Origin of the sequence: Pseudofrankia coriaricola (genome assembly GCF_032027725.1) — a bacterium.
Classification (GTDB): domain Bacteria; phylum Actinomycetota; class Actinomycetes; order Frankiales; family Frankiaceae; genus Pseudofrankia.
The window spans coordinates 118,913-140,109 of the sequence record NZ_JASNFO010000050.1; the positions used below are offsets into that span (position 1 = coordinate 118,913).

General features: G+C 72.4%; 15 protein-coding genes. 4 read left to right on the forward strand and 11 right to left on the reverse strand.

Annotated elements, in window-relative coordinates:
- Nucleotides 1-146: 146 nt before the first annotated feature.
- Nucleotides 147-1,463 carry a histidine--tRNA ligase gene (hisS, locus tag QOZ89_RS26525; RefSeq protein WP_071050533.1) on the reverse strand — a complete coding sequence of 439 codons (1,317 nt, stop codon included), beginning with the start codon at nt 1,461-1,463 and terminating at the stop codon, nt 147-149.
- Between the two features lie 294 nt (nt 1,464-1,757).
- Between hisS and QOZ89_RS26530 the strand changes: the two genes are divergently transcribed.
- Both QOZ89_RS26530 and QOZ89_RS26535 read left to right on the forward strand, forming a co-directional pair.
- Nucleotides 1,758-3,584 carry an Hsp70 family protein gene (locus tag QOZ89_RS26530; protein WP_071050534.1) on the forward strand — a complete coding sequence of 609 codons (1,827 nt, stop codon included), beginning with the start codon at nt 1,758-1,760 and terminating at the stop codon, nt 3,582-3,584.
- A gap of 144 nt (nt 3,585-3,728) precedes the next feature.
- Nucleotides 3,729-5,984, forward strand: a complete 2,256-nt coding sequence (locus QOZ89_RS26535) for a hypothetical protein (protein ID WP_071050535.1) — start codon at nt 3,729-3,731, stop codon at nt 5,982-5,984.
- A 34-nt stretch (nt 5,985-6,018) separates the two neighbouring features.
- On the opposite strand, the gene dapB is transcribed toward QOZ89_RS26535, so the two are convergent.
- The 5 genes from dapB to QOZ89_RS26560 form a co-directional block, all read right to left on the reverse strand.
- Nucleotides 6,019-6,759 carry a 4-hydroxy-tetrahydrodipicolinate reductase gene (gene dapB, locus QOZ89_RS26540; RefSeq protein WP_071050536.1) on the reverse strand — a complete coding sequence of 247 codons (741 nt, stop codon included), beginning with the start codon at nt 6,757-6,759 and terminating at the stop codon, nt 6,019-6,021.
- 99 nt (nt 6,760-6,858) lie between these two features.
- A complete protein-coding gene (locus QOZ89_RS26545) occupies nt 6,859-8,211 on the reverse strand; it encodes a M16 family metallopeptidase (RefSeq protein ID WP_241841940.1) in 1,353 nt (450 codons plus the stop codon).
- Nucleotides 8,212-8,409: 198 nt separating this feature from the next.
- The gene (locus QOZ89_RS26550; RefSeq protein WP_312625999.1) at nt 8,410-10,593 is read right to left on the reverse strand and encodes a polyribonucleotide nucleotidyltransferase; all 2,184 of its coding nucleotides are present in this window, start codon (nt 10,591-10,593) and stop codon (nt 8,410-8,412) included.
- 428 nt (nt 10,594-11,021) lie between these two features.
- Entirely contained in the window at nt 11,022-11,291 is a 270-nt protein-coding gene (rpsO, locus tag QOZ89_RS26555; protein WP_071050539.1) for a 30S ribosomal protein S15, read from the reverse strand.
- A 255-nt stretch (nt 11,292-11,546) separates the two neighbouring features.
- Nucleotides 11,547-12,488 carry a bifunctional riboflavin kinase/FAD synthetase gene (locus tag QOZ89_RS26560; protein ID WP_071050540.1) on the reverse strand — a complete coding sequence of 314 codons (942 nt, stop codon included), beginning with the start codon at nt 12,486-12,488 and terminating at the stop codon, nt 11,547-11,549.
- 184 nt (nt 12,489-12,672) lie between these two features.
- Here QOZ89_RS26560 and QOZ89_RS26565 point away from each other — a divergent pair, with 184 nt between their 5' ends.
- Nucleotides 12,673-14,238: a type I restriction-modification system subunit M gene (locus QOZ89_RS26565; RefSeq protein WP_241841941.1), complete on the forward strand. Its 1,566-nt coding sequence runs from the start codon at nt 12,673-12,675 to the stop codon at nt 14,236-14,238.
- A complete protein-coding gene (locus tag QOZ89_RS26570; RefSeq protein WP_071050541.1) occupies nt 14,235-15,377 on the forward strand; it encodes a restriction endonuclease subunit S in 1,143 nt (380 codons plus the stop codon). Before QOZ89_RS26565 ends, QOZ89_RS26570 begins: the two co-directional genes overlap by 4 nt.
- A 151-nt stretch (nt 15,378-15,528) precedes the next feature.
- Here QOZ89_RS26570 and truB read toward each other — a convergent pair whose 3' ends face one another.
- From truB to infB, 5 genes are all read right to left on the reverse strand, one after another.
- Nucleotides 15,529-16,518, reverse strand: coding sequence for a tRNA pseudouridine(55) synthase TruB (truB, locus tag QOZ89_RS26575; RefSeq protein WP_083419104.1), 990 nt, complete (start codon nt 16,516-16,518; stop codon nt 15,529-15,531).
- A 146-nt stretch (nt 16,519-16,664) separates the two neighbouring features.
- Nucleotides 16,665-17,780 (reverse strand): DHH family phosphoesterase, encoded by a 1,116-nt coding sequence (locus QOZ89_RS26580; RefSeq protein WP_083419084.1) that lies wholly within the window; start codon nt 17,778-17,780, stop codon nt 16,665-16,667.
- On the reverse strand, nt 17,777-18,331 hold the full coding sequence (rbfA, locus tag QOZ89_RS26585; RefSeq protein WP_071050542.1) for a 30S ribosome-binding factor RbfA: 555 nt from the start codon (nt 18,329-18,331) through the stop codon (nt 17,777-17,779). The genes QOZ89_RS26580 and rbfA overlap by 4 nt, the downstream gene beginning before the upstream one ends.
- A gap of 21 nt (nt 18,332-18,352) precedes the next feature.
- Complete coding sequence (locus QOZ89_RS26590; RefSeq protein ID WP_071050543.1) at nt 18,353-18,682, reverse strand: DUF503 domain-containing protein; 330 nt, start codon at nt 18,680-18,682, stop codon at nt 18,353-18,355.
- A gap of 213 nt (nt 18,683-18,895) precedes the next feature.
- On the reverse strand, nt 18,896-21,197 hold a 2,302-nt coding region (infB, locus tag QOZ89_RS26595; RefSeq protein WP_312626013.1), incomplete at its 5' end, for a translation initiation factor IF-2.

Below are 21,197 nucleotides of genomic sequence, written 5' to 3' on the forward strand. Positions count from 1 at the left end.
CGGACCGTGCCCGACCACACGCCCGACGGCCCAGCCCCGACGGCGCCGCCCGACTCTGTGGCCGGACGTTGTTCAGGCAGTCGAGAATGGGGTTGGAGCGCCGCTTCCGGCCCCGATCTCACCTGCCCGACGAGCTGGGCCGAGCGTCAGGGCGTCCAGGTCTCCGGGTCCGCGGGGGCCTGGTCGCCGGTGGCCATGTCCTTGACCTCGTGGTCACGGCCGTCCTCGAACGGGGGGAACCACACCGCGCCGATGCCCTTGCGGGAGGCGTAGCGGATCTGCTTGGCGAGCTTGTCGGCCTGGTGGTAGGTCTCGACCTTCAGGCCGCGGGCACGCAGCCGGGCCGCCGTCGCGACCGCGGCGCGCCGCCGCTCGTCGCTCGGGATGACGACCAGGACATCCGCCGGGCTCGCCGGGCCGGGCGTGATCAGACCCTCGGCGACCAGCTTGGCGAAGATCCGCGTGAGGCCGATGGAGATGCCGACGCCGGGCAGGCTGCGCCGGATGAACGAGCCCGCGAGGTCGTCGTAGCGGCCGCCGGAGCAGATGCTGCCGAAGCCGGGCCAGTCGACGAACTTCGCCTCGTAGACCGTGCCGGTGTAGTAGTCCAGCCCGCGGGCGATCGACAGGTCCGCGACGACGCTGCCCGCCGGCAGGTCGGCGAGCTCGTCGAGGACGAAGGACAGCTCGTCCAGGCCCTCGGTGAGCAGGTCTGACTTGACGCCCAGCCTGCCGACCGCCTCGACGACACCGGCCGACCCGTCGGCCCTGACCGCCGCCAGGTCGAGCACCGCGCGCGCCTGCGTGGCGGACAGGCCCACCGTCTCGACGAGCAGCTTCTCGACGCCGTCCGCGCCGATCTTGTCGAGCTTGTCCGCGGCCCGGATCACCGCCACCGGGTCGTCGATCCCGAGACCCTCGTAGAAGCCCTGCAGCAGCTTGCGGTTGTTGACGTTCAGCGTCCAGGCCGGCACGCCGAGGTCGGTGAGCACCTCGTGGACGATGCGCGGCAGCTCGGCGTCGAAGTACAGCGGCACCTGGTCGACGTTGATGACGTCGATGTCGCACTGGGTGAACTCGCGGAACCGGCCCTCCTGCGGCCGCTCGCCCCGCCAGACCCGCTGGATCTGGTAGCGGCGGAACGGGAAGGCCAGCTCGTTGAAGTGCGCGGCGACGTAGCGGGCGAACGGCACGGTCAGGTCGAAGTGCAGCCCGAGCCGGCCGCTCTCATCGCCGGGCTCGGCCTGTAGCCGGCGCAGCGCGTAGACCTCCTGGGAGGTCTCCCCCTTCGCCGCGAGCACGTCGAGCGACTCGACCGACGGCGTCTCCACCGAGCAGAAGCCGTAGCGCTCGAAGGTGGCGCGGATCCGGTCGAGCCAGTTCTGCTCGACAGCACGCACACCGGGCAGCCATTCGGGGAAGCCACTGATCGGGACGGGCCTCACGATCGGGGCATCGCTCATCGCGGCAGAACCTGGCCTCTCACATCGACTCGGATAGGTGGGAGACGACACACGGCACGAATCGCCGCGGTCGATCACCGATGTCGGGAGAGGTACACGCTGCGCACTCTACCGGTCATCGATGATCAGACGCGGGCCGAGCCACGGCGACGGGACGCCAACGGACGGCCGACGGCTGACGGCGCACGGTCCGATGCGACGTCGTACACCCGACGGGTAACCACATGTGGTCCCGAAGCGGATAGGTTTCTGGCCGTGCGCGCACGACGAGGTGGCTCATCCGGGCTGTCCGGGATGTCCGGCGACGGGACAGTCTTCGGCATCGACCTCGGCACCACGTTCAGCTGCCTCGCGCGGGTCTCGCCCGCCGGCGAGGCCGAGATCGTGCCGCTGCTCGACGGCTCGATGACGCTGCCCAGCGTCGTGCTGTTCGTCGGCCCCGACGACTACATCACCGGCGAGACCGCCCGCCAGCTCTCCCGCTCCCGGCCGGACGACGTGTGCTCGCTGGTCAAGCGGAAGATGGGCGAGGGCGACTGGCGGTTCGTGCCGGCCGCCGCGCCGCCGGGGATGGCCTGGTCCGCCCCGGCGATCAGCGGCCTCATCCTGTCCGCGCTGGTCTCGGACGCCGAGCTCACCGGCGGCGAGCCGGTCCGCGACGTCGTCATCACCGTCCCGGCCTATTTCGGTGACGAGGAACGGCGCGCGACCGTGCTCGCCGGCGAGTACGCCGGGCTGAACGTCGTCGACGTCATCAACGAACCGACCGCCGCGGCGCTCTCGTATGGCTTCGCCCGTTTCGAGGTCGGCAACCGGCGCACGCTCGCGGGTCCCAGCGCCGCCGACGAGGAGGTCGCGCTCGTCTACGACCTGGGCGGCGGAACGTTCGACGTGACGATCGTCGAGCTCGCCGACCGCCGGGTCTCCGTCGTCGCGATCGACGGCGACCACCAGCTCGGCGGCGCCGACTGGGACGAGAAACTGGTGCTGCATCTGGCGAGCGCGTTCACCGCCGCGCACCCGTCGCTGCCCGACCCGCTCGACGACGGCGAGGCCACGCAGGCCCTCGCGCTCATCGCGGAACGCGCCCGCCGCGAGCTCACCGACCAGACGGCCACGACCGCGCGGGTCGAGCACGCCGGCGCGGCGCTCGACGTGGAGCTGACCCGCGCCGAGCTCGAACGGCTGACCAGCGGCCTGCTCGACCGCACCGTCACGCTCACGAACGCCGCTGTCGAGGCCGCCAGGGCCCGCGGGGTCCGCGGCGTGGACCGGGTGCTGCTCGTCGGCGGGGCGTCGAGGATGCCGGCGATCGCGCGGCGGCTGTCCGAGGAGTTCGACGTCCCGGTCGAGCTGAGCGACCCCGACCTGGCGGTCGCCAGGGGTGCCGCGCTCTACGGCGAGAAGAAGGCGCTCGAGCGCCTCGTCATCAACGACCTGGTGACCCGCGGCCAGCTGCCCGACGGCGCGGGCGTCGACGCCGCGGACCCGTCCGACCTGGAGGCGGCCTGCCGCCGGCTGGCCGAGGCACTGGGCCTGCCTGCGCCTCGGGTCCGCCGCACCGTCGAGGTGCAGGTCGTCAACGTCATCTCGCGCGGGTTCGGCGTGCTCGCGCTCGACCGGTTCGGCGACCACGGCGCCGTCTTCCTGGTGCACCGCAACGACCGGCTGCCGGTGATCGTGCGCCGCCCGTTCGGCACCGTGCGCGACGACCAGGACACCGTCACCGTCTACGTCGTCGAGCAGGCGGGCGGCACCGAGTCCCGCCGGATCGAGGACAACAAGATCATCGCCGCGGCCGAGATCACCGACATCCCGCCCGGCTACTCGGCCGGCACGGAGATCGAGATCACCTTCCGGATGGGCTTCGACGGGATGCTGGAGGTCACCGCCCGGCACGAGGGGCTCGCCGACCAGCCACTGACCGTGCGGGTGGAGACGTCCGCGGCGCTGAGCCAGGCCGACGTGGCCAGGGAGCGCGAGCAGGTCGCGCGGGCGCGCCGCGCCAGGGACGCCGGCCGGGCCGCCCAGCCAGGCGAGAAGCCCGGAGACGGCCCACCCAAGCCAGGCCCGGGCTTCCGCGGCGGTGGGCTCGGCGACCCGCCGACCGGGTGGACCTGACCGGATGCGTCGCACCATCGTCATTTCTGCCCCGGGCCGTCCGCGGGGACCCCGCCGGTTGGCTACCGAGTGGCATGAGGCCGAACCCGCCGACGCGGGCCGGGCCCCCGCCTAGCCAACCGGTGGGGAAGGAGGGGAGGCCTGATGCGGCCGTTCGACGCCAACGACTACCGGAGCCGGGTGCTCGCGCCCATTCACGCCCGCGGCGGCGCGGAGCACAGCGACCCGTTCGAGATCTACGACATACCGCTGGAGGAGGTCGCCGCGCTCGACGACGCGGCCGTCGCGGCGCGGATGGACGAGGTCTGGGCGTTCTGGCAGCGCAGCCGTGACCATCCCCGCTACCGGGGCGTGGTGCTGGCCCTGCTGGCCCGGCACAGCGAGCTCACGGACGCGCTGAGGACCCGGACCGCCCGGACGGAGCTCGCCACCCGGGTGGCGAGCGCCAGGGCGGAACGTGAGGACAGGCGGTTCGCCGCCGTGGACGCGGCCGTCGCGCGGCTCGTCGAGCGGTTCGGCGGGCTGCCCGAGGACAAGATCCCCGGCCTGCGGAAGATCGCCAGGGACGCCGGCTTCGGTGACGACGAGTTCGAGCGGCGCATCGCGCGGCACCCGCGGGTCGGCGCCGGCGCGGCCGAGCGCACCACCCGGCGGCCGGTGCCGCCGGAGGTGCTTCGCCAGGTCCGCTCGGACCTCGACGAGCTGGGCCGGATCGTCGGCGAGGACCCGCCGCGCAGCCTGTTCGAGCTGCTCGGCGTGCCGCCGGGCAGCGGCCGGGAGACGATCCGCGCGATGCGCGACGAGGCACTCGCGCGCAACCGCGCCCGCCGGCCCGACCGGCGCCGCGCGCTGCTGGACGACCTGCTCGCCGCGGTGACCACCCTGCTCGTCGACGGCGACCCGGAGGCCTACCTCGACGGGCTGGCCACGGCCGCCGCCGACCTGCTGCGCCCGCGGCTGGCGGCCGCGGTGCTGGTGGAGGACCGGCTGCTGCCGGCCGACGCCGCGGCCCTGGTCGCGGCCGCGCAGGCCGAAGGGCTTGACCCGGCGCGGGCGGCCGCGGTCGTGCGGGCCCTGGCCCGGGAGGCCGACGTCGACGACGCGGTCGTCACCGCCGCGGCACCCGGCCCGGACACCCGGCGCGCCGCTCCCCCGACGGTGCCTCGCATCGACACACGCAGGACGCCGTCCACGCCCACGCGGCGATCCGGCGCGGACGACCGGACGGGTTCGGGTTCCGGTGCCGGCCCGCTGCCCGACTGGCGCGACGCGCTCGCCCAGGCGCGGGCGGCGCTGGAGGCCGGAACGCCGATCGCCGCCAGCGACCAGCTCGCGCGCGCCCTGGAGATCGCCGGCAGCGCGCTGCCCCCGATCCGCTCGCTCGGGGACGAGATCGAGACGGCCGTCCGGCGAGCCGGCGAGCGCTGGGCGGAGCTGACCCGGGCCGTCGCCGACCGGCGCCTCGAGCAGGCCAGGCGGCTGGCCGCCGAGCTCGCGAGGACGGGGCGGGACGTGCCCGGGCCCGAGGGGGCGGAGCTCGCCGCCGTGACCGAGGCCGTCGAGGACGGTCACCGGCGCGCCGACGAGCTGCTCGCGGCCGCGGCCACCACCCCGCCGGCCGAACGCGCCGCCCTCGCGCTCGCGGTGCTCGGCCTCGTCGCGGACTCCACCGCGGCGCGCGCCCTGCTCGCCGAGAACCTCGCCCCGCCGTCGGCGCTGGTCGTCATGCGCGGTGCCGGCGCCGTCGAGATCCGGTGGGCGCCCTCCCCCACCCCCGGAGCGCGCTACCGGGTCACGCGCGTCGGCGCCGACGGCGCGACCCGCACCGTAGGGATGACCGAGGCGACGTTCATCGAGGACGGCGGGGTCCCGGCCGGCGCCGAGCTACCGGGCTACGAGGTCCGCGCCGGCATCGGCGGCGCGTGGTCGCAACCGGCCGTCTGGCCGCTCCCCGCCGGCTCCGCCCAGGGGCAGGCGCCGGGCGCGCTGGCCGAACAGACCGGGGCCGCGTCCGGCACGGCCTCCGGCGCGTCGCCGGACGCCGCGGACGCCGACCGGACCCAGCTGATCGCGCGCACGCCCGCCGACGCCCTGGAGCCGGCGAGTGACCTCGCCATCGTCGCGGGCAAGCTGCGGTGGACCTGGCCAGACGGCTGCACCGAGGTCATCGTCACCTGGCGCCAGGACGCCCCGCCCATCGCCGCGAACGACCCGGTAGCCCAGTCTCGCAAGGTCACCAACACTCGCTACGAGCTCGACGGCGGCCTCGTGCTGCCAGCCGCGCGGCCCCTGCACGTCGCCATCTTCGCCTGCCTGCGCGACCCCGCCGGCCGCCTGGTCGTCGCTTCCACCGCCGTGCCCGCCGCCCGCCGCCACCTCCCGGCACGCGACCGGCTCTGACCCGCCCGCCCGGCGGCGGCAGCGGGACACGGCGCTAAAGATCCAGGAGGGGGTCCAGGCCGACGGTCAGGCCGGGGCGGGCCGGGACCTGGCGGACGGCCAGCAGGACGCCGGGCATGAAGGAGCTGCGGTCGAGGGAGTCGTGGCGGATGGTGAGGGTCTCACCCGAGCCGCCCAGGAGAACCTCCTGATGAGCCACCAGGCCGCTCAGACGGACCGCGTGCACGGGGACGCCGTCGACCGATGCGCCGCGGGCGCCGTCGAGCGCCGTCGTGGTGGCGTCGGGGCCGGCCGGGTCGAGGCCCGCCTCGCGGCGGGCGGCGGCGACCAGCTCGGCGGTGCGCCGGGCGGTGCCGCTCGGCGCGTCGGCCTTGTTCGGGTGGTGCAGCTCGACGATCTCGACGGACTCGAAGAACCGGGCGGCCTGGGCGGCGAAACGCATCATGAGAACCGCGGCGATGCCGAAGTTCGGCGCCACCAGCACGCCGACCCCCGGATTCGCCGCGAGCCAGCCCCGCACGGTCGCGAGGCGCCCGTCGTCGAACCCGGTGGTGCCGACCACCGCGTGCAGGCCGTTGTCGATGCACCAGCGCAGGTTGTCCATCACCGCGCCTGGGTGGGTGAAGTCGACGACCACTCCCGCCTTGCTGAGCGCCGAGCGGTCCTCGCCGGCGTCGACGGCGGCGACGAGCGCCAGGTCGTCCGCGGCCTCGACCGCCGCGCACACGGTCGCGCCCATCCGCCCGCGCGCCCCGAGCACACCCACATTGATCATTACCGGACCACCTGTCGCCCAGCGCGGGCGCATCCACGGGCCCGCCTCACCCCGTCAGCGTAGTGCGACCTGACGCTGAAACATTCGATCTTGTGTGCTTCAAGAGACCAGCGCGGTGAAGTCGTTGTCGTTCTTGAAGGGGCCGATGACGCCGAGGCCCCAGGGCTGGGCGACGAGCTCGCCGGCGATCGCCTGGACATCCTCGAGGGTCACCTCGTCCACCCGCTCGAGCACCTGGTCGACGGAGAGCAGCTCGCCGTGGACCAGCTCACCCTTGCCAAGCCGGCTCATCCGCGAGCCGGTGTCCTCCAGCCCGAGGACGAGCGAGCCACGGGTCTGGCCACGGGCGCGGTCGAGCTCCGCCGGGGTGATGCCGTCCTGCGCGATCCGGCGGACCTCGTCGCGGCAGATCTCCAGTACCTCGCGGGCGCGCTTGGGCGTGCAGCCGGCGTACAGGCCGAACAGCCCGGCGTCGGCGAAGTGCGAGGCGAACGAGTAGACGGAGTAGGCGAGCCCCCGCTTCTCCCGGACCTCCTGGAACAGCCGCGAGCTCATGCCGCCGCCGAGCGCGGTCGAGAGCAGGCCGAGAGCGAACCGGCGCGGGTCTCGCCGCGACATCCCGGCGGTGCCGAGCACGACGTTGGCCTGCTCCGTCGGCCGGCGCGAGACCAGCAGGCCGGGCTTGCCGGGGTAGCCGTAGGCCCCGGCGCGCGGCGCGGCGGCGTCCGCCGGGCCGGAGAGCTTGTCGGCGAACGCCTCGGCGACCATCGCGAGCGTCCGGTCGTGGTCGATGTTGCCGGCGACGGCGACCACGAGCGCCGGCGGGGCGTAGCGGGCGCGGTAGTAGTCGGCGATCGTGTCCCGGCCGAGCGACTCGATCGAGGCGATCGTGCCCAGCACCGGCCGGCCGAGCGACGACGAGCCGAGCACGGCCTCGGCGAAGACGTCGTGGACCACGTCGCCTGGGTCGTCCTCGTGCATGGCGATCTCTTCAAGGATCACGCCGCGCTCGGCCTCGACGTCGTCTGCCGTGATCAGCGAGTTCGCGACCATGTCGCACACGACGTCGATCGCCATCGGCAGGTCCTCGTCTAGGACCCGCGCGTAGTAGCAGGTGTACTCCTTGGCGGTGAAGGCGTTGAGGTCGCCGCCGACCGCCTCGACCGAGGCGCTGATGGTCAGGGCGTCCCGGCTCGGCGTGCCCTTGAACAGCAGGTGCTCCAGGAAGTGCGAGCAGCCGGCCGTCGCCGGGTCCTCGTCGCGCGAGCCGACCCCGACCCAGATGCCGACCGCCGCGGAGCGAACGCCGGGAATGTGCTCGGTGAGCACCCGCAGGCCGCCGGGCAGCACCGTGCGCCGTACCGCCCCGGCCAGGAGCTGTTCGGTCGGCTGCCCGGCGAGCAGCGCCGCGGCCCGCGTCGGCGGGGCCTTGGTCGTGTCGGTCTGCGTCACAGCCTCTACCTTGGTCACTCCGCTGGGTCCGGTGGGCCGTCCGCCCCTGCCGGCATGGGGATCATCCGTCGAGCGAGCCCGACGCGAAAGCAAAACTCCTCATCTCGGGGGGCATTCCGGGATGAGAGACGACGCGCCGCTCGTCACCGGCCCGCGGGTGCGGGCCGGTGACGAGCGGGCGCGGCGTGCACTGGTTCGTCACGCACCAGCGGTGGCGGTGTGCACGGCCGCGGGCGACAGGCTGATCTTGCCTCGACTGTCGATCTCGGTGATCTCGACCTGAAGCTTCTGGCCGACGTTGAGCACGTCCTCGACCTTCTCGACCCGCTTGCCGCCGGAGAGCTGCTTGAGCTTGCTGACGTGCAGCAGGCCATCCTTGCCCGGGGTGAGCGACACGAAGGCGCCGAAGTTCGTGATCTTCACGATCGTGCCGAGGTAGCGCTCGCCGATCTCCGGCATCTGCGGGTTGGCGATCGCATTGATGGCACTGCGCGCCGTCTCCGCCGACGTGCCGTCGGCCGCGCCGATGTAGATCGTGCCGTCGTCCTCGACGGTGATCTCGGCGCCGCTGTCGGCCTGGATCTGGTTGATCATCTTGCCCTTCGGCCCGATGACCTCACCGATCTTGTCGACCGGGATCTTCACGGAGATGACCCGCGGGGCGTGCTCGGACATCTCGTCCGGCCCCTCGATGGCCTCGGCCATGACGTCGAGGATCGCGAACCGGGCGGCGCGGGCCTGCTGCAGCGCGCCCGCCAGCACGTTCGCCGGGATGCCGTCCAGCTTGGTGTCCAGCTGCAGCGCGGTGACGAAGTCCCGGGTGCCAGCGACCTTGAAGTCCATGTCGCCGTAGGCGTCCTCGGCCCCTAGGATGTCCGTCAGCGTGACGTAGCTGTCGCCCTCGCGGATGAGGCCCATCGCGATGCCGGCGACCGGCGCCCGCAGCGGCACACCGGCGTTGAGCAGCGACAGCGTGCTCGCGCACACCGAGCCCATCGACGTCGAGCCGTTGGAGCTGAGCGCCTCGGAGACCTGGCGGATCGCGTAGGGGAACTCCTCGCGGCTCGGCAGCACCGGCAGCAGCGCCCGCTCGGCGAGGGCGCCATGGCCGATCTCGCGGCGCTTCGGCGAGCCGACGCGGCCCGTCTCACCGGTCGAGTACGGCGGGAAGTTGTAGTTGTGCATGTACCGCTTGGTGCGCTCCGGGTTGAGCGTGTCGACGTTCTGCTCCATCCGCAGCATCGCCAGGGTGGTGACGCCCATGATCTGGGTCTCGCCCCGCTCGAACAGCGCCGAGCCGTGCACCCGCGGCACGTAGTCGACCTCGGCCGACAGCGCGCGGATCTCGGTGGTGCTGCGGCCGTCGATGCGCAGACCGTCCTCGACGACGCGCCTGCGGACCAGCTTCTTCGTCAGCGAGCGGTACGCCGCGCCGATCTCCTTCTCCCGGCCGTCGAACTGCGAGCCGACCTTCTCGACCGCGAGCGCCTTGACCCGGTCGAGCTCGCTCTCGCGCTCCTGCTTGCCGGCGATCCGCAGCGCCGCGGCGAGCTCGTCGCCCACGGCCGCGGAAAGCACCTCGAGCACGTCGTCGCCGTAGTCCAGGAACACCGGGTACTCGCGGACCGGCTTGGCCGCCGAGGCGGCCAGCTCGCGCTGGGCGCGGCACAGCTCGCGGATCGCGGGCTTGGCGGCCTCGAGGCCCGCCGCGACGATCTCCTCGGTCGGCGCCGGCGCGCCGCCCTCGATCAGCGCCACGGTGCCCGGCGTCGCCTCCGCCTCGACCATCATGATCGCGACGTCGGAGTCGTCCTCCAGGACCCGCCCGGCGACGACCATGTCGAAGGTCGCGCGGGCGAGCTCGGAGTGCGTCGGGAACGCCACCCACTGGCCGTCGACGTAGCCGACCCGGGTCGCGCCGACCGGGCCGGTGAACGGCAGGCCGGCGAGCAGCGTCGACGCGCTGGCCGCGTTGATAGCGACCACGTCGTAGAGCGTGTCCGGGTCGAGCGCGAGCACGGTCTCGACGACCTGGATCTCGTTGCGCAGACCCTTGGCGAACGACGGGCGCAGCGGCCGGTCGATCAGCCGGCAGGTCAGGATCGCGTCCTCGCTGGGCCGGCCCTCGCGGCGGAAGAACGAGCCGGGAATCCGCCCGGCCGCGTACATCCGCTCCTCGACGTCGACCGTCAGCGGAAAGAAGTCCAGGTTCTCCTTGGGCTGCTTGCTGACCGTGGTCGCGGACAGCACCATCGTGTCGCCCAGGTAGGCGACCACGGAGCCCGCGGCCTGCTTGGCCAGCCGGCCGGTCTCGAACCGGATCGTCCGGGTGCCCAGGGGGGTGGTGACGACCGCCTCGGTCGCCGTTGTCGAGTCATCCATGTGTTGCTCCTCCATCCTCTTCACCCGACCGGGACGAGGCGAGGGGATGCCGGTGCTCAGTCGTGGCCCCCGGGGCGGCACCGCCTCATCGGACGACAAGGCCTGGCCTGCCCGGGGGTCACGACCGAGGACCGGCGACTCGCGCCGCCAGGACCCGGTCAGGTCCTCCGCCACGCCGAGGGACCCTCCCTCGACGCCGCTATGCATTTCTCACATTCCGGCCGCTGGCTGCTGGCCGGGGCTTCGGCGATCCGCGCCAGCGGATCGCATCGGGGGTCCGGGGGTCGCCCCCCGGAGCAGCATCACGGGCTTCGGGAGCCGCCCGAAGGGCGGCGACCACGAATCGCCCACCTCGCCAGAACGGCAGCAACCGGACTTATCCGCCCACGACGCCAGAGGGAGCGGCCCACGGCCACTCCCTCTGCTAGCTACCGGCGCAGACCCAGTCTCTCGATCAGGGCCCGGTACCGGCTGATGTCCGTCTTCTGCAGGTAGTTCAGCAGTCGCCGGCGCCGCCCGACCAGCAGGAGCAGGCCACGGCGGCTGTGGTGGTCGTGCTTGTGCACCTTCAGGTGCTCGGTCAGGTCGCTGATCCGTCGGGTCAGCATCGCGACCTGCACCTCGGGTGAGCCGGTGTCGCGCTCGACCGTGGCGTACTCGGTCATGATCTTCTGCTTCACGTCGCTGGAAAGCGGCACGATCCACCTTCATCTGTCATGCGGGGTGGCGCGCTCGGGGTCTCAGTCACCCGAGCAAAGTGGAGTTCCAAGTGCTGTGGGCCCTCATGTGGTCCCTCGTGCTAAAGATCCCAGTGTGAGATCCCAGTGCGAGGCCCCCGCGAGGAGTCCCCAGTGCTGGGAACACACCACTCCCGTCTTGACTACGAAGCCTATCAACTCCGGGGAACCGACCCGCTACCGAGCTTCCTCGCCGAGCCCAGCCTCCCCGCTGGGTCAGGTGGAGGTGGTCGCGGTGCGGGTGGCCTCCACGTCCAGGGCCATCTGGCGGACGAGCTCCTCGACCGAGTCGAACCGCAGCGTCGGACGCAGCAGGGCGACGAACTCGAAGGCCATGTACTCGCCGTACAGGTCGCCGTCGAAGTCGAGCAGGAAGGCCTCCACCCGCCGCTCGCGGCCAGCGAACGTCGGGTTCGTCCCGATCGAGATGGCGGCCGGCTGACGCCGGCCCTGCCAGCAGGCGAACCCGGCGTACACGCCGTCGGCCGGGATGGCCGCCCATGGCGTCACCCGCAGGTTCGCCGTCGGGTAGCCGATCGTGCGCCCGCGCGCGTCGCCGTGCACGACGACACCCTCTACGCGGTGCAGCCGGCCCAGGCCGTGGGCGGCGCCGGCCACGTCGCCCTCGGCGACCTGCGCGCGGATGTGGGTCGAGGACACCACCACCTCGCCCTCGGGCTCGTCGTCACTCAGCAGCGACATGCCCTCGACCTCGAATCCGAGCTCGGCGCCGGAGTGGACGAGGGTGTCCACTCTGCCGGCGGCGCGGTGGCCGTACGTGAAGTTCCGGCCGACGACCACCACCCTGGCGCGCAGCGTCTCGGCGAGGATCTTGGCGGCGAACTCGTCCGCGGTGACCTCGCTGAACTCCAGAGTGAACGGCTGGACGCACAGCGCGTCGATGCCGATGGCCCCGAGCAGCTCGGCCTTGAACTCCAGCGTGGTCAGCAGCGCGGGATGGCTGCCTGGGCGCACGACCTCGGCGGGGTGCGGGTCGAAGGTGAGCACCAGCGACGGCACGCCCAGCGCCCTGGCCCGCTCGACGGCGAGCCCGATGATCTTACGGTGTCCCACGTGCACGCCGTCGAAGAAGCCGATCGTGACAACGCCACCACGCCAGTCGACGGGTGTGTTGTCCAGCCCTCGCCACCACCGCACGTCCGAAGCCTAGGGCATGCCAGCCACAAGCCTCCGCGGGTGGGACGAACACCATGATCATAATCTGTCGCGGAAACTCGGGCCCGAGCCGGCCATGGCCAGGGGTGGGCGTCCGCCGCCCGGTCCCGGTCCGTCTGGGCAACACGTCTGGGCAACACGTCTGGGCAACACGGTCGAGGTCGCGGTGACACGCGCCGGTGGCGCCGCTACCTGCCAGTACGCTCCCTTCGTGCTGGCAGGTGATCTACGGAGCGGGATCGACCGGGTCTGGGACACGTTCTGGTCCGGGGGGATCTCCAACCCGCTCGAGGCCATCGAACAGATCACCTACCTGATACTCCTCCGGCGGCTGGACGACATCCAGGCCGCCAAGGAGAGCAAGGCCCGGCTCACCGGGCAGCCGATCAAGAACCCGGTCTACACGGACGCGACGCGGCACCTGCGCTGGTCGCGCTTCAGGGACCTGAGCGACCCGGAGGCGGCGTTCGCCCTGGTCCGGGACGAGGTGTTCCCCTGGCTGCGCGGCCTCGGGACCGAGAACTCGACCTACTCGCACCACATGGGCGGCGCTCGGTTCACCATCCCGACGGCCAGCCTGCTGTCCAAGGCCGTCCACCTGCTCGACCGACTGCCTCTGGGCGACCAGGACACCAAGGGCGACCTGTACGAGTACATGCTCAGCAAGATTGCCACCGCTGGGCAGAACGGGCAGTTCCGAACGCCGCGGCACATCATCCAGCTGATGGTGGAGATGGCGGCTCCCACGCCCGGCGACACGATCTGCGACCCGGCCTGCGGCACCGCCGGCTTCCTGGTCGCCAGCGCCGCGTACCTGGAACGCGCGCATGGCGACGCGCTGCTCTCCGCCGCCGCGCGCCGGCATTTCGACCACGCGATGTTCCACGGCTTCGACTTCGACAACACGATGCTGCGCATCGGCAGCATGAACATGCTGCTGCACGGTGTCGAACGGCCCGACATCCGCTACCGCGACTCCCTCGCCCAGAGCGCCGCGGGTGACGCCGGCGGGTACTCGCTGATCCTCGCCAACCCGCCGTTCGCCGGCAGCCTCGACTACGAGACCACCGCCGGGGACCTGCTCGCGGTCGTCAGGACCCGCAAGACCGAGCTGTTGTTCCTCGCGCTGTTCCTGCGGCTGCTCAGGCCCGGCGGCCGGGCGGCCGTCATCGTTCCGGATGGCGTGCTCTTCGGCTCGACCAGGGCGCACCGGGACCTGCGGAAGATCCTCGTCGAGGACCACGAGCTCAACGCCGTGGTGAAGCTGCCCGGCGGTGTTTTCAAGCCGTACGCGGGGGTCTCGACCGCGATCCTGTTCTTCACCCGCACCGACCGCGGCGGCACCGATGACGTCTGGTTCTACGAGGTGACCGCCGACGGCTGGAGCCTCGACGACAGGCGCGGTCCCCTGCTGCCCGCGGAGAAGCTCGGCGCGCTGCCGACCAGCGCGCTCGACGAGGCTGAGCACTCGAAGAACAACCTTCCCGACGTGCTGCGCCGCTGGGGCGGCCGTCTGGGCGCCGAGCGCGCCCGCGCCCGCACCGAGCAGAGCTTCTGCGTTCCCAGGGCGGAGATCGCCGCGAACAACTACGACCTGAGCCTCCACCGCTACCAGGAAGTCGTCCAGGCCGAGGCCGCGCACCGCTCACCCCTGGAGATCCTCGAGAACCTGGAACGGCTTGAATCCGAGATCCAGGCTGGCATATCCGGGCTTAAAGGCATGCTGGGATGACCTGCCCGACGCGCCGGCTCGACAATGTCTGCGAAATCATCATGGGCCAGGCGCCACGGGGAGAGTCCTACAACACGGAATCCGAAGGATGGCCGCTGATCGCCGGCGCCAGTGACTTCGGGCCCGCGCGTCCCGCGCCGAAGAAATTCACGCGAGAGGCCTCAAGGATCTCAAGACCCGGCGACGTGATCCTCGCGATCCGGGCGTCGATCGGGCCCAAGGTCCTGGCCGACGGCGCCTACTGCCTCGGACGAGGAGTCGCCGCCCTGCGTCCGCTCCCCGGCCTGCACCCCCGATTTCTGTGGCACTGGCTCGGCCAAAGCTCGGCGGCGCTGGCCGGCAAAGGAAGGGGGGCCACATTCAAGCAGGTGAACCGGGACGACCTGGGAGAGCTGGAGATCCCGCTGCCCCCCGTCGAGGAACAGGCTCGCCTCGCGGGGATCCTCGATCAGGGGGACACGCTGATGACGCGGCGACGGGAGGCACTCACCCTCGTCGACGACCTCGCGCGGTCCATCTTCGTCGACATGTTCGGCGACCCGGCCTCGAACTCCCGCCAGTGGAGATCGGCGACCGTCGAGCGGGTGGCCGAGCAGGTGACCGACGGGGAGCATCGCACCCCCAGAAGACAGGCCGAAGGAATCAAGCTGCTGTCCGCCCGCAACGTCCGGGACGGGTGCATCGACTTCGAGAACGTCGACCACATCGGCCCCGAGGAGCACGGGCGAATCAGCCGGCGCTGCGATCCCCGCCGGGGCGATGTTCTGATCTCCTGTTCGGGAACCATTGGCCGGGTGGCTCCGGTGGAGACCGACGAGCCTTTTTCGCTCGTTCGTAGCGTGGCGCTGGTGAGGCCCAGGACGTCCGTCGTCACAACGGACTACCTGGCCAGCTACCTCCGGACTCCGGCGCTCAGGGCTCACATGCTGCGAGAGGCGCGATCATCGAGCCAGGCGAACCTCTTCCAGGGCCCGATAAGGAATCTTCCCGTTCTTTGCCCGCCTCTCGATCTGCAGGTCGCGTACGGGCTGAGGCTGCGGAGCCTCGCACGGCTGCAAGCCGTTCACGTCACCCACCTCGCCGAGCTCGAAGCCCTTTTCGCCTCGCTCCGGCACCGCGCGTTCCGGGGCGAGTTGTAGAGCCGATCCGAGACGAGCCTGGTTCACCTTCACCCAGATGATCGGCCGGGGCACCCGTTCAGCCAGCTGGCTGGCCTGGCACCCGGCTCCGGCTGTGCGCCGGCCCCGACGGATTCCGGGCAGGCGACCCACCCGGCGGCGGCCGAGGAGGTCAGCCGGCCGGGGCGAAGACGACCAGGTAGCGGCACTCGCCGGCATGGTCCTCGGCGAGCGCGAGGGCAGCGCCGTCGGCGGCGAAGACGCCGTAGGGGCCGGAGATGCCGGCGGCGGGGAGGCGACGACCGTGGGCCACCGCGGCTGCCTGGGCGTCGTCCACCCGCCGGCTTGGGAAGGCGGTCGCCACGGCGTCGGCGAGCGGCCTCACGGCCGCGGCGGCGCGCTCGGCGAAGGCGTCCATGTCGAGCGCCTCCGTGACGGCGAACGGACCGACCGAGGTACGCCGCAGCGCGGTCAGGTGGCCGCCGCAGCCGAGCGCCGCCCCCAGGTCACGGGCGAGCGCCCGGATGTAGGTGCCGCTGGAGCACGCGACCCGGACGGCGAGGTCGGTGCCAGCCGGGTCGGGCGCGCCCGTGGCGCGGTCGAGCCGCCCGCGCAGCTCGAAGGCACTGACGGTGACTCGGCGCGCGGCGAGCACGACATCCTCACCGGCGCGGACGCGGGCATAGGCCCGTTTCCCGTCGACCTTCACGGCACTGACGCTGGACGGGACCTGGTCGATGTCGCCTGTCAGCGCCGCCACGGCGGCGGCGAGCTTCTCGGGCGGGGCGTCCACCGGGCGCTCGTCGACCACCTCGCCCTCGGCGTCGTCGGTGATCGTGGTGGCGCCGAGGCGGATGACCGCCTCGTACTCCTTGCTGGTGAGCGCGAGGTGCCCGAGCAGCTTCGTCGCGCGCCCGACGCCGAGCAGCAGGACCCCGGTCGCCATCGGGTCGAGGGTGCCGGCGTGGCCGATCTTGCGGGTGCGCAGGACCCGGCGCGCCCTGGCGACGACGTCATGCGAGGTCCAGCCCTGCGGCTTGTCCAGGACGACCAGCCCATCGAGCACGGCCGGGGCAGCCGCGGCCGAAGCAACGCCGGTCGCCGCCGCGCGGGGCGATTCGGCAGTCGCGGACACGTCCGCGGACGTCGTTGGCAGGGTCACCAGGGCTCCGTTCACATCCACGGCCGGGCGATAGTCAATCTTTGCACCTGGTCAGGCGCGGGGTCCCCGCCGATCCGCCGGCCGTGTCGGAACAAGCCGCACATACGGCCAGGCGCAGACCACTGTCTGGCGGATCGGTGGGGAAGCTAGAGGTCGGGCAGCCGCGTGACGCGGACTGTGCTCCAGCCCATGGGGCCCAGGCCACTGTGGCCCGAGACCAGACGCCGTACCTGGTTGAGGATCTCTGTGACGATCTCGCCGACGCGCCGCTCCTGGTCGGGCTGCCCGCCGCTCGGCCGGTTTCCGCCCGGCTCGCCCTCCCCGCGTCCGCCGACGAGGAAACCGGCCTTCTCCCGGTGGCCGCCGCCGCCGAGCTCCGCGGCGAGGGCGCCGGCGTCGATCGGCCCCCGCGAGCGCAGCGAGACGGTCCACCCGCCGTCGGGGAGCTCCTTGGCCACCGCGGCGAGATCCGCCTCCAGCACGCCCCACAGCACGTCGACCACGCCTTCGACGTGCTCCAGCCGCAGCCCGCGCTGAGCCAGGTCCGCGTGGGTGATGTAGGTCCATACCAGCCTGTGCCCCTCGGCGTCAGAGGACTCCGAGAGGCCGGCGCGGCCGAGCACCTCGGAGAGCAGGCCGAGGTAGCCGAACCGGTGGATACCCCATACCGACCAGCCGATCACGGTCGGGTCGGCGCCGGCCTCCACCAGCCGAGCGGCGGCCCGGTGCGCGGTGGGGCTCGCCGTCGCCTGCCGGAACGAGCCGGTGTCGGTCGCGAGCCCGGCGTAGAGCGCGGTCGCGACGGCGGCGTCCAGCGGCAGCCCGAGCTGGTCGAGCAGCTCAAGCACGACCGTCGACGTCGACGGCGCATCCGGGTCGACGAGCCTGACCTGCCCGAACTCGGCGCTGGAGCGATGGTGGTCGACGACGAGGGTGCGTGGGGCGGCCGCCATCCGGGCCGCGAGCGCGCCCAGCATGTGCGGCGCCGCGGCGTCGAGCGTGACCACCAGGTCGAGCGCGCCAGGCAGGTCCGCGGGTGCGACCAGCAGCTCCTGCCCCGGCAGGAAGGCCAGCCCGTCGGGCACCCGGAACGGGTCGGCGTCGAACGAGACCAAGGCGTCCACCCCGGCGCCCCGTAACGCCAGCCCCAGCGCGAGCGCCGAGCCCAGGGTGTCGGAGTCCGGGTTGACGTGGGCGAACAGCCCGACGGCCCAGCCGCCGGCGACGGCCTGCCGCAGCAGGGCGGCCGCGTCGGGGCTCATCGCCCGACGCCTCCCACGGGCCGCTCACGGCCTGCTTCGTCGTCGAGGCCGTCGGCGTCCTGGGCGGGACCGTCGAGGTCGTCGAAGTCATCCGCGAAGCCGTCGAGATCCTCGAGATCGTCGTCCTCGGCGACACGCGGGTGCCGGTACGGGTCGGCGTCGCCGGCCGGGCTCGCGCCCTCGCGGGCGGTCGCGACCTGGGCGTCCCTGGCCTTGGCGACCTCGATCAGATCGTTGAGGTGACGGGCGTCGTCGGGCAGCCGGTCGTGTATGAAGGTCAGCGTCGGCGTCGACTTCACGCCGGTCGCCCTGCCCACCTGGGAGCGCAGCAGGCCTTTCGCCGACTCCAGGGCGCGCGCCGACGCGGCACGGGCCTCGTCGTCGCCGTAGACCGTGTAGAAGACGGTCGCCTCCATCAGGTCCGGGGTCACCCGGGCGTCCGTGATGGTCACCATCCCCAGCCGAGGATCCTTGACGCCACGCTCCAGCGCCGCGGCGACGACCTCCCGGACACGCACCGCCAGCCGACGCGCGCGGGCGGGGTCAGCCATCGTTCACTCCTCCATGCCCCTTCAGGCCCGGTACGGGGCCTCCCGGGGCGCCTCGTCGACGTCGTCCTCGGCGAGAAGACGACGGCGCGACTCCAGAATCTCCAGCTCGGGGCGGTCGGCAACCAGACGCTCGCAACCGTCGAGCACGTCGACGCAGAAGCCTCTGTCCGCGGCCACGACCGCGATGCCGATCTTCACTCGCCGGTGCAGGTCGTGGTGGTCCACCTCGGCCACGCTCACCGGGAACCGCTTGCGCAGCTCGGCCACGACCGGCCGCACGAGCGACCGTTTCTCCTTCAGCGAGTGGACGTCACCAAACATCCCGTCCACGCTGAGCAGACCTATCCACATATATGTCTTGTCCTGCTAGCTGGTCACTAGATCTCGTGCGACTTGTTGGTCACTAGATCTCGTCCGAGGCAGCGGCCCCCAGACCCCCAGGTCGCGCGCTCAGCGCGCGACATCGGGGGTCCGGGGGTCGCCCCCCGGAGCAACATCTGACCGGCGCCCCCGGCGAAGCTGCCGCAAGGCAGCGAGCAGGGGGCGCCGGCCCGAGCCGGTCACCTACGCGCGCGGGATCTCGCGCTGCTCGAAGGTTTCGATGACGTCCTCGATCTTGATGTCGTTGAACGAGCCGAGCCCGATACCGCACTCGTACCCGTCGCGAACCTCGGTGACGTCGTCCTTGAACCGCTTGAGCGACTCGACGGTGAGGTTGTCGGCGACCACGACACCGTCCCGGATCAAGCGCGCCTTGCTGTTGCGCCGGATGAGGCCGGTCCGGACGATGCAGCCGGCGACGTTGCCGATCCGCGGCACCCGGAAGACCTCGCGGACCTCCGCGGTGCCGAGCTGGGCCTCCTCGTAAACCGGCTTGAGCATGCCCTTGAGGGCGTTCTCGATGTCCTCGATCGCCTGGTAGATGACCGAGTAGTACCGGACCTCGACACCCTCGCGGTCGGCCAGCTCGGTCGCCTTGCCCTGCGGGCGGACGTTGAAGCCGATGATCAGCGCGTCCGACGCCGAGGCCAGCATGACGTTGGTCTCGGTGATCGCGCCGACGCCCCGGTCGATGATGCGCAGCCCGACCTCGTCGCCGAGGTCGATCTTGAGCAGCGCGTCCTCGAGGGCCTCGACCGAACCGGACACGTCGCCCTTGAGGATGAGGTTGAGCTGGGTCTTCTCGCCCTCCTTCATCCGCTCGAGGATCGTCTCCAGCGTCGGGCGGCCACGGCTCATCGCCAGCTCGGCGTTGCGCTCGCGCGCCTGGCGCCGCTCGGCGATCTGCCGGGCAACCCGGTCCTCGGGGACAACCAGGAAGTTGTCGCCCGCGTCCGGGACGCTGGTGAAGCCCAGCACCTGGACGGGACGGGCCGGGCCCGCCTCGGTCACGTTCGCGCCGTTCTCGTCGAGCATCGCCCGGACGCGGCCGAAGGCCTCGCCGGCGACGATCGAGTCACCGATGTGCAGCGTGCCGCGCTGTACCAGCACGGTCGCCACCGGGCCGCGGCCGCGGTCGAGCCGGCCTTCGATCGCGACACCCTGGGCCTCGACGTCGAAGGCCGCCTGCAGGTCCAGCGACGCGTCGGCGGTCAGGACGATCGCCTCGAGGACGCCCTCGATGTTGGTCCGGTTGCGCGCCGACACGTCGACGAACATGGTGTCGCCGCCGTACTCCTCGGCCACCAGCCCGTACTCGGTGAGCTGCCCGCGGACCTTCGCCGGGTCGGCGCCTTCCTTGTCAATCTTGTTGACCGCGACCACGATCGGCACGCCGGCCGCCTGGGCGTGGTTGAGCGCCTCGATGGTCTGAGGCTTCACGCCGTCGTCGGCCGCGACCACCAGCACCACGATGTCGGTCACCTGCGCGCCACGGGCACGCATGGCGGTGAACGTCTCGTGGCCCGGGGTGTCGATGAAGGTGATCGGCCGCTCATCGCCGTCGACCACCGCCCGCACCTGGTAGGCGCCGATGTGCTGGGTGATGCCGCCCGCCTCGCCGGCCACCACGTCGGTGGACCGGATCGCGTCGAGCAGCTTCGTCTTGCCGTGGTCGACGTGACCCATGACGGTCACCACCGGCGGCCGGGTGGTCAGGACGACGTCGTCGCCGTACTCGCCACCGAACGACAGGTCGAAGCTCTCCAGCAGCTCCTTGTCCTCGTCCTCGGGGCTGACGATCTGCACGTCATAGCCGAGCTGGACGCCGAGCAGCTGCAGGGTCTCGTCGGTGCACGACTGGGTCGCGGTCACCATCTCGCCGAGCTGGGTGAACACCACCTGGACCATTGCGCCCGGGTTGGCGTCGATCTTGTCGGCGAAGTCGGCAAGCGACGCGCCGCGCGGAAGCCGGATGGCCTGCCCGTTGCCACGGGGGACCATCGCCCCCATGCGCGGCGCCTCGAGCCCGCTCTCCCACTCTTGACGCTTCGCGCGCTTCGACTTGCGCTGACGACCCGGACGGCCACGACCGCCGGGACCGAACGCGCCCGCCGTCGTGCCGCCGCGACCACGACCGCCGGCCGCGGGACGGCCGCCACCGGCGCCGCCACCACCACCGGGACCGCCGGGACGACCTGCGCCGCCACCGCCGGGAGCGCCGCCGGGACGACCGGGAGCACCGGCGCGGCCGGCGAAACCGCCGCCGCCGCCGGGACGACCCGCGCCGCCACCGCCGCCGGGACGCGGGCCCGGCGCGCCGGGCCGACCGGGAGCGCCGCCGGCCGGGCGCGGGGCGAACATGCCGGGGCCGGGACGCGGGCCACCGCTGCCACCCGGCCGCGGCGGCATGCCGCCACCCGCCGGGCGCGGGCCGCCGCTGCCACCCGGCCGCGGCGGCATGCCGCCGGGACTCGGGCGCGGGCCA

Coding starts and splice junctions, on each gene's coding strand:
- hisS (WP_071050533.1), bottom strand. CDS start 1,463: ATGAGCGATGCCCCGATCGTGAGGCCCGTCCCGATCAGTGGCTTCCCC.
- QOZ89_RS26530 (WP_071050534.1), top strand. CDS start 1,758: ATGTCCGGCGACGGGACAGTCTTCGGCATCGACCTCGGCACCACGTTC.
- QOZ89_RS26535 (WP_071050535.1), top strand. CDS start 3,729: ATGCGGCCGTTCGACGCCAACGACTACCGGAGCCGGGTGCTCGCGCCC.
- dapB (WP_071050536.1), bottom strand. CDS start 6,759: ATGATCAATGTGGGTGTGCTCGGGGCGCGCGGGCGGATGGGCGCGACC.
- QOZ89_RS26550 (WP_312625999.1), bottom strand. CDS start 10,593: ATGGATGACTCGACAACGGCGACCGAGGCGGTCGTCACCACCCCCCTG.
- QOZ89_RS26570 (WP_071050541.1), top strand. CDS start 14,235: ATGACCTGCCCGACGCGCCGGCTCGACAATGTCTGCGAAATCATCATG.
- QOZ89_RS26580 (WP_083419084.1), bottom strand. CDS start 17,780: ATGAGCCCCGACGCGGCCGCCCTGCTGCGGCAGGCCGTCGCCGGCGGC.
- rbfA (WP_071050542.1), bottom strand. CDS start 18,331: ATGGCTGACCCCGCCCGCGCGCGTCGGCTGGCGGTGCGTGTCCGGGAG.
- QOZ89_RS26590 (WP_071050543.1), bottom strand. CDS start 18,682: ATGTGGATAGGTCTGCTCAGCGTGGACGGGATGTTTGGTGACGTCCAC.